We start from the raw sequence: 8,474 nt of genomic DNA, 5'->3' as shown, positions 1-8,474 counted from the left end.
AAGAGAATAGAAATTGCTGTAATTGAACGTATAGGGAGGATCGAGATACAGAATATCTCCTTTCACCACGCCCATAGCATCATTCGCATCAGTGCTAATGACATTATTCCTACGATTTTTAAGCTCGCTCAAACCAATATGCTCGAACTGAATACGCTTTGAAGCTTGTGGCGTAACGTGCTTTAAATAAGCTGTATAATGCCCAACAGTGTTACTAACCTTATCCACAGCTTCTAAAATACAACCAAGCAGGTAGTAAAATTGATTTTCGTCCAGAAGACACAGTTGGCGCATTTCATAAACGTAGTCCACGGCTTCATCAATGATGCGTGCATTTTCTTCTGTAAAGAACAGACGATTACCCATAGGCGAATAGCTTTCAGTAATGAAACCTACCTTACCCAAACACTTGTTCATGAAATTCAAATAACCATCTACTGAACGAGCAACAGACGAATCATTTTCAAGAATGTTTTTAAGGGTAACAAACGAATAGAATTCAACATCGTTCGCTGTTACATCAAATCTATTTTTATAAAACTCACTGACCTTGCCCGAACCAGCAAACAGATCAGTGAATTTTAATTTTCGCTTCTTATCAATTTTGCTTTCACAAATCGATACAACAGAATCAATAAAAGTAATTAGTTTTGCTTTGCTTCCCAAGTAGTTCATCAGTCATGACAGCTACCTCCCGCAAAATTACGGAGAGAAAGATCATCAATTTCAGATCTTGGGTTTTGCATTCAGTATCGAAACTGATTAAAACGCCCCGATTGGCGATGCAAAGAAAGAAGCAAGATTTTGCTATATTACAATTCACCTAATATTATTTTTTGGTCATTTTAAATCTCAATACTTCGTTACCATTTGCGAATTCACCACCTTCATAAAATGACAGAATATAATGATCCTCAAATTCCTGAATCTCATACTTTTCAAGTCTGAATAATTCATCGTAATGACGCTCTGGATCTTTATCAAAGTTGAAACACTGTCTTTCTATCAGACGAAGCTCAAAACAATGAGGTGCCATTACAATTGAAAATCCTGCATACCACTCGTCATTCAGGTGGCGCACAAATCCAAAATGTTCGTAATCCCAACACCATTTTTTGTGATTAAAATATTCACATGGTAGATAAGAAGGAGTCTCATGAAGACGCCATTCTTTGTGATCATCAATCATGCGAATGTGCTTAAATTCTTGTTGGAAAAAATCTTTCAACTCGATCATCTTATTACCTCTTTATTTTAACAATGAAAAAAACTGAATAAGAAAATTGACTTCTTTCCAGCTTTTGTTTTTTTTGATAACCGTTCGTAGTGCAAAACAATTAAGCTCATCAGAAAAGTGAACTTCAATAATCTTGTAAAACTGCAAGGCATTTTTTCCAGCAAAGATCAATTCTAGACATGAGGAATCTGTTTTTTCAATTGCAAATTCTGGTTTATCGTTATTCGAAAATGTATATAATTTAGAAGACTCATCGTCATCTTTTGCAAAGTCATCGCAGGATTTGTTTTCTAGCTGCATATCAACACACAAAAGACCAACAGATAGAAAATCTTCAGCATCCAGAGTGTCGATGAATTTTTGAATAGTCATGATATTGATTCATGCGCTAATCAGCACTATTGCTGATTTGAAAGTCTCGTTAAGACTTTGAGTATCGCATTCAGTGTCGAAACTGATTTTAATAAATGGCCCAATTGCCAATGCGATATTGAGGATCGAAATTCGTTGTCTGCGTTTCGATGGAACAAACATTATCATTTCTTTTTTTAATGTCAATAAGCTGAAAATTGCAAAGATAACTTAGAAAAAAATCATGAATTTCTAACTCATGGTTTTGCGTTGACTGTTCAATTTTTGATCAGACGCAAAAAAGCCGCAAACCCTTCAGGCATGCGGCCTCCAGCGCTATCTTTAATTTCGAATTGAAGGTTTTTGACTGAAATATCTTTTCGATATTTCCAAGCACCCATTTCTAGATCAAAAAATGATCAATATTAAGCAAGCCAAAGCCGACGAACGGTCGTGTTTTTCTTGCCCCCCTTCTCTGCCCTTACGTCGATGGTTCGGCAAGCAACCGTCTTTGTCATCAGAAGGAGGCTGTAGCCCACTAAGCGAATCAAAGGGCGCAGAGGTAGGCCAGCTCACCCAGCCACCACACAGTGCCGTCACTGGCCCTTGCGGGGCTTGTTGCAGATCGACGGGACAATATCCCCCAATTGGTTGTCTGGCGTGTCTAGCTGGACGTTGCCGATGCTATCCACATAGAAGGCTTTGAACCCTGTGTAAGCTCCATATGAGTTCTTAGCATTAATCTGACCGCATACGTAGTCATGCCCGTTCCCACTCGACACAGCGTAGAGGTTGCGGAACTGCGCAGCCTGCGGATCGAGCAGGTCATAGCTGGCTTTGTCTTTCGCATACGCTATCTGTTGCTTCGTAGCTTCGACGCGATACCACTGCAACTGAACAGCCAAAGCGCTTGTGGCAACTCCACACGCACCGAGGACGAGCACAATCTTTTTCATAAATCTTCCTTGTTTATATAGATAAAAAACGGACTAACAAATTTTCGCTAAAGCCCTTTTCAGTATTAAGCAAATGCTATAATTGGTTTAAACAAAACTAATATTTCATGAATCTAACAAAAAACATTTCAGCGTTTATGCTTGTGTTTCTGGCGTGCATTATATCACCACAAACATTTGCAGGCACTGATAAATCAATTGAATATTGTGGCTATCTAGACCAAAGCAAAGACATAGACGGTTTTTCTTCAATGGTCTGTCCTCAAAACAAATCAATACAAACCAGATCATCATTTTTTGGCGACTTCGGGCTTATAACTTTTAGCCAGGAATTTAAAGACAATGTTGAATCATTGAAAAATGAACAACAAAAAGCGCAAGACGTAGATAACCAAAATTGGGTCAACGTGACTAATGCTTATGTCTGGAAACTAGCACAGTTTATCGGCTGGGCAATGTTCATTCTCTTTATCATTCAAACTGTGAAAGCCATGATAAGGGGCGAATTTAATATAAAAGAAGCTGATAGAGTAGAAAATGACCAGCCTGCCAAATACGATATGAAAACCATCTATTTGATGCTCGGCTTCGTGGTGGTTTTAATCCCAGGCTTGGTAGGCGGAATGTCGATTGCTCAAACTATAACATTTGCCCCTGTAAACCTAACCCCAAGGCTGCAACAAATAATAATCCAAAACTATATGGCGACTAGACAACGCGGCGAGTTAGAATATTTAAAAGAAACAACGCCAGTGGCAGACAGTTTCTATGAAAACGGAGCCACCATGTCTAGGGCGTCAGCCATCACATACAGCATGGTTCAGAAGGTTGTTCTTCTTAAAATAAACAGCAATCTCTACAATTTTGAATTTAATCCACTCAACAAAAACAACTACAAACTATATGATGATTTCAAAGACGTAATAGTTGCAGATGATACTAAAATCGAATTCATAAAGAAAAATCCCGAAAGACCAACTGAGGAATTATTCAGACTTGGCGGGATTGAGGTTTTCAAATCAGGGGGCGCTGGTGCGGATATTGATTCATACCTGAAAGAAATCTCTTATGACTCCAAATATGGCACACATTATAATATTGAATCATCGAAGCTAATAAGCCAAGCGGAATCTTTGAAGCGTGACCTTCGCATCGTAATTAAAGATCGTGGAGAAGGTAAAGGCACAAACGAAACAGTTCTAAATTCAGCAGTTACTAAATATTTTTATGATGTGCGTTCGAATTGGTTAAAGCATTACATTGTAGAGCTTGCGAGTGATGGACGTTTCGACAGGCTAGCGTATGCAGTCATCGAAGGCGCTTGTGCTGAAAACCCATCTGCACGTCTTGCGAGCGAATCATATTTAAAAAATAGAACCGGCTCGCCATTTTGCCTTAACAAAGATTGGACCGTTGCGGGCAACGGAAAGGTTGAAGACTCACAGAAAATTGTTGCAGAGGAAATAAACGCAATAAGAACTGATCTTTACACAAAGATGATAACTATAAATACAGCATTAAGGAATTCAATTGCCAGTCCAGATCTTGATGAAGAAATGAAACAAGTCTTACAGTGTGGTGTTTATTGTTTCATTCAACGATTAGCAAATATCCTTGACAGAACGGCTTTTACAGAGGATTTCTTATCAAGATTTAACAATAAGCCTTTCTACACCTTGTTTGACGTGACTGCCACTGATTCATATATTCGTTCAGAGTGGCTAAAGAATAATAGAAATTTTGATGAAGCTTCATATCCACTGCAAATCAACAATTACATGAAGAATTTCATGACGGTGGATTACCAATCCTCTGGCGCTATTCCAGTAGCTGATTCTCAAACCCTGTTGCAAACAAGCTTTGTAAGCAATAACGCTCAAGCAGTGCAAAACAGAAATTTCGAAAACGCCAATAGCCTCCAATTAGAAAGCGTCAATATTTCCTTGGGCAGAATAGCGCAATCATCTACGTCAGCCCAAACAGGGATAGCGATGTATGGGGAGCAGTTAATCCATATTGGTGAAAAAGGAATCGTTACAGTATTAGCAGGAACAGTCGTAGGCTCATTAGCTGATAAATATGTAAATGCTAAGAGCGCTAAAACGACGAAAGAAACGGCCAAGGTAGGAGATTCTAAAAAGGTAAAAGGAAAGAAAAATGCGGGGGCTTTATCTTCTTTCTCAGGCTTTTTTACTTATATAGCAAACCTAGTCATACCGCTAATGGGCTATTTGATTGCGCTTGGTGCTGCATTTGCCTATGTGTTGCCAGTGCTTGCTAAATTGCCATTTCTGATGCTTACTGTGTTTACAGATTACTACTCATTTGTAATGACTCTATTCGTGACATTCTTGATGTATAGAGCCGTGTTTCTACATACTACTCAAAGCTTTTGGGCGCTTGGCAGAAACTACATTTCTCTGATAATGGTAAATCTTTGCTTACAGCCAATCATCTTGCTTTTATTTATAGTAAATTTCCATATTACTGATATAGCGATGAAAGCCATTTATCCAGTCGTTACAGTGAATTTTACAGATGCTTTAGGGCAGACAACTGGCGTGATAGGAACAACAACAGGAAGCATAGCAACACTAATACTCGCTATGTATGTCGTTCAAATGGCAGTGCTTTATGCGACGTTAGCTCAAATTAGTAAATTCTTGAAGCACTATAAACAAGATTTCTTGTTCTCAGAATTGATTCTAAGCACAATCGAAGGTTTCTTATTTGCTATTCATATATTCACATTAGGCATATCTAGATTGTTAGTAACGCTAACATATAGCTTCAAGAAATCTAGATAATTTATACGTTATCACCAAAGATACGTTTAGTGTCGTGCTATAATAGCACTAAACAAATCTAATTTATCAATGTTTAAAAAATTCATAATTTCAGCTTTGCTTGTATTTTCAATGCAAGCCTTTGCTGATGTTGCGGATACTGTCCATAATTCTTCTCTGGCAGATCATGAGGCAACACTCAATCAAAAACAAAAAGCTGTATCTATGCAGTCTTCACCAGTCGAAGCTTTATTTGGCTGTAATATTGCCCAGGCCGCAAGAATAAAACTATTCTTTCATGAAGACTCGCAATACGAATGTGTAGACACAAACAACATATACAATAGCGGATTGAAAACAATCTTTTTGATAGTGCTTAGCATTATTTCAGCCATTACAGTGCCGTTAGTTATGTATATTATCCCGCACATTGGTAGAGCGTTTCACATCGCAAAAATGACTGGGTATGAGGAAAATAAAGACCAAGCTTCAATGATGGTGTTAATCCTAGCAAGCCTTGGCATTCTGTTAGTGCCTTTGATTCCAACCAAAACCACTAATCAGACCGGATTTGAGTCTTTTGATTACAATAATAAAATGAATTTATACACGTTCATTATGACAGCAGGGTATTCAGTTGTTCAGAATGGATCAGAATATTATTTTTTCAAACAGAGTCAATTGCGTCAAACCCCTTATGCTTCTGTTAATTTGCTCAATCCAACGAATAAAGGCTACCAGCAAGCGCTGAACGCTATCCAGTTCGGATCTTGCATTTCTACTGTTCAAGCTTCTGACGAGATAGATGTAAACGTCTACTACAACGAACAGACAAGCTCATACAGGGCTACTAAGCAGCTAGACGGGTGCCTGCTCGACATTTCAGCGTCTATCGATCCATCACTGATAGCGATTGGTAAGGCCGCTGGAGTCGATTATAAAGCCGTTACTAACAAGACCTTTGAGAGCTACCTGAACACGATTTTTAGCCGTGGCGTGGCCGTAGGCACAGCCATAGCCAAACGTGGCGAACCCTTGCCAAACACTGATATTACGACCTTCGATGCGGCGAATCTGGAACGTGGCAATGAAGCCTCATACAACCTTGCAGGACTCGATCAGGGCGCTATCAGCGACTACTCAGACGCCTCAGCAAGAATGATTGGCGAGGACGCTACATGGATTGCGGCCCGTTATCCCGGCGTAGAGATGCCCACAGCCTCAATGACTCGTTCTGTGCAGCTATGCAGTAATGTGGATGGGGGGACAAGCTACTTTGACAGTTCAATGACAGTCAATGAGAACCTTAAAAATTGCGTTCAAACCATGTGCGCCGAGTCTTCATCTACAACGACATGCGGTCAGGCGCTTGGCTATTACAATTATCTAGCAAATGACAATGCTTTGAAAAACCCCAATATGGTTACGTTCATCAATAAATTTTTCAAAGAATATTATCAAACAAATTCTTGGACTCTAAATTCCCATTTGTTTTTAGATTCACTTTCTGTTGAAGCCTCAATGAACAACACAGAATCAGCGTCTTACGATGATAGGACAGGTGATTTGGCATTCACAATAAAAGTCAAACACGGATTCACAAATTATAACGTTGATTGGATAAACGATGCTCCAATCAATAAGCTATCGACATTTGATTATTCAGGTAATTTCGAAAACAGCCTCATGAAAATGTTCACACATGACTCTGACGGGATTTTTGGATTAGATTATTTCTTTGACTGTCTTGCGCATCCAAATGACGCAAACCGTCCAAATGGCCGATTCTGTAGCAACGTTACAAATACCATTGCGAGAACTGGACAGAATTTAACAACCCTCGGATTAACAACCTGGACCGGATTAAAGCTCAATTCCTTAATGAACAGGAACCCTGCTCAAAAGACTTTACAGACAGCAGCAGTAAGAACAACTGTCAAAGATGTGCTTGATGGAACAAGCGGATTTGGCGTTCCTGTCTTCTTAGCAAAGTTGACTGGCACATTCTTAGCCAAGGAAGCTATTGAAGATAATTTCTCTCCTTATGGTGCAAATTTGACAAATGAAGACGTGGCGTTACTAGCCGTGGCATATGCTAATCCACAGTTTGAAATGTTTGTGCAAGGTATTGCTGTTGCGCTACTAGGAATAGGCTTTTTGATGATGACAGCTATTCCGTTTATAGTGGTTTTAGGCTTCCTTGCAATTCATATTCTCTACATATTCATAATTTTCAGTAGCATCACGCTAATTGGCGCTTTCTTCAGTGCGCTAAGGCATGGCAATATTCATGATGAAACAAACTTTTATTCACCGTTGGGCTTGCTAGCAGTATCTGTATTAGGTGCATTTACCTATCCAATCCTAATCACCTTTTCACTCAGATTCATAGACACATTAGCCGTTTATCAAGTCGTTGATTATTCATCAATGATGACCTTGAATGGAAAAACGCCTCAGATCACAGATTTTTCAAGTATATTCACATATCTGATAGGCGCTACGGTTTACGTTCTATTCTTGCTACAGCTTTATGGTAATTTAATAAAACTCTCGACTAAATCTGTATTCGTTAGAATAATCCTTTTAGGTGAATCCAGGGACGATAAAGTTTACAAAGAGATTGAATTATCAACTAACAAAACGCTGATATAAGATAGCGGCTTAGGCCGCTTTTCCAATATAGATCATGCTATAATTAGCATATAACAAACTATATTATCATGACACGACATTTCACATCAGAGGAAATCAGAAATTTCACAGATGAACAGAAACAGCTAATTTGCGACCAGTATATTTACCCAGGACTTAAAGAATGGTATTTAATGGTAAATATCTATAAATACATAGTTCTTAATTGTTTCTGCGCAATTTTTTATCCAATGGTTCTATATCACACGCACAAATTAGTTTCAAAGCAACCAGAGAATATCTATTTTCAAGGCTTTTCCTTTTGGCCTAATGTCTGGGCTTTATTTTCTGTAGCCATTCAACTAACCATTTTCGCATGTTGGCTTTCAAGCCAATTGCATGGATATGCAATTATTGAGAATTTTACATCCCTCCATATTATTTCAGGCTTGGTTATCTTTCTGTGCGTTTCATGTTGCTATTCAGCGCAAAGCTTTTCTTTCACAAGAG

6 protein-coding genes are annotated in these 8,474 nt (G+C 38.8%); 2 read left to right on the top strand and 4 right to left on the bottom strand.

From position 1 onward, the window contains the following. The 4 genes from ACF8GB_RS10435 to ACF8GB_RS10420 all read right to left on the bottom strand — a co-directional run. The coding region (locus ACF8GB_RS10435; protein ID WP_392526992.1) for a DNA adenine methylase at nt 1-675 on the bottom strand (675 nt) is incomplete at its 3' end. A gap of 154 nt (nt 676-829) precedes the next feature. After that, the gene (locus tag ACF8GB_RS10430) at nt 830-1,237 is read right to left on the bottom strand and encodes a hypothetical protein (protein WP_392526991.1); all 408 of its coding nucleotides are present in this window, start codon (nt 1,235-1,237) and stop codon (nt 830-832) included. Between the two features lie 12 nt (nt 1,238-1,249). Then, entirely contained in the window at nt 1,250-1,609 is a 360-nt protein-coding gene (locus tag ACF8GB_RS10425) for a hypothetical protein (protein WP_181073613.1), read from the bottom strand. A gap of 575 nt (nt 1,610-2,184) precedes the next feature. Beyond that, a complete protein-coding gene (locus tag ACF8GB_RS10420; protein WP_392526989.1) occupies nt 2,185-2,544 on the bottom strand; it encodes a hypothetical protein in 360 nt (119 codons plus the stop codon). A gap of 107 nt (nt 2,545-2,651) precedes the next feature. On the opposite strand from ACF8GB_RS10420, the gene ACF8GB_RS10415 reads away from it, so the two are divergent. Both ACF8GB_RS10415 and ACF8GB_RS10410 read left to right on the top strand, forming a co-directional pair. Beyond that, nucleotides 2,652-5,351, top strand: coding sequence for a hypothetical protein (locus tag ACF8GB_RS10415; RefSeq protein WP_392526987.1), 2,700 nt, complete (start codon nt 2,652-2,654; stop codon nt 5,349-5,351). Nucleotides 5,352-5,420: 69 nt separating this feature from the next. After that, nucleotides 5,421-7,985, top strand: a complete 2,565-nt coding sequence (locus tag ACF8GB_RS10410) for a hypothetical protein (RefSeq protein WP_392526986.1) — start codon at nt 5,421-5,423, stop codon at nt 7,983-7,985. The last annotated feature ends 489 nt before the right edge of the window (nt 7,986-8,474 follow it).

Source organism: Pseudomonas sp. xss_4, from assembly GCF_043104125.1.
Lineage (GTDB): Bacteria > Pseudomonadota > Gammaproteobacteria > Pseudomonadales > Pseudomonadaceae > Aquipseudomonas > Aquipseudomonas parafulva_B.
This window is presented reverse-complemented; position numbering and strand designations above follow the sequence as displayed.

Coding starts and splice junctions, on each gene's coding strand:
- ACF8GB_RS10410 (WP_392526986.1), top strand. CDS start 5,421: ATGTTTAAAAAATTCATAATTTCAGCTTTGCTTGTATTTTCAATGCAA.
- ACF8GB_RS10415 (WP_392526987.1), top strand. CDS start 2,652: ATGAATCTAACAAAAAACATTTCAGCGTTTATGCTTGTGTTTCTGGCG.
- ACF8GB_RS10420 (WP_392526989.1), bottom strand. CDS start 2,544: ATGAAAAAGATTGTGCTCGTCCTCGGTGCGTGTGGAGTTGCCACAAGC.
- ACF8GB_RS10425 (WP_181073613.1), bottom strand. CDS start 1,609: ATGACTATTCAAAAATTCATCGACACTCTGGATGCTGAAGATTTTCTA.
- ACF8GB_RS10430 (WP_392526991.1), bottom strand. CDS start 1,237: ATGATCGAGTTGAAAGATTTTTTCCAACAAGAATTTAAGCACATTCGC.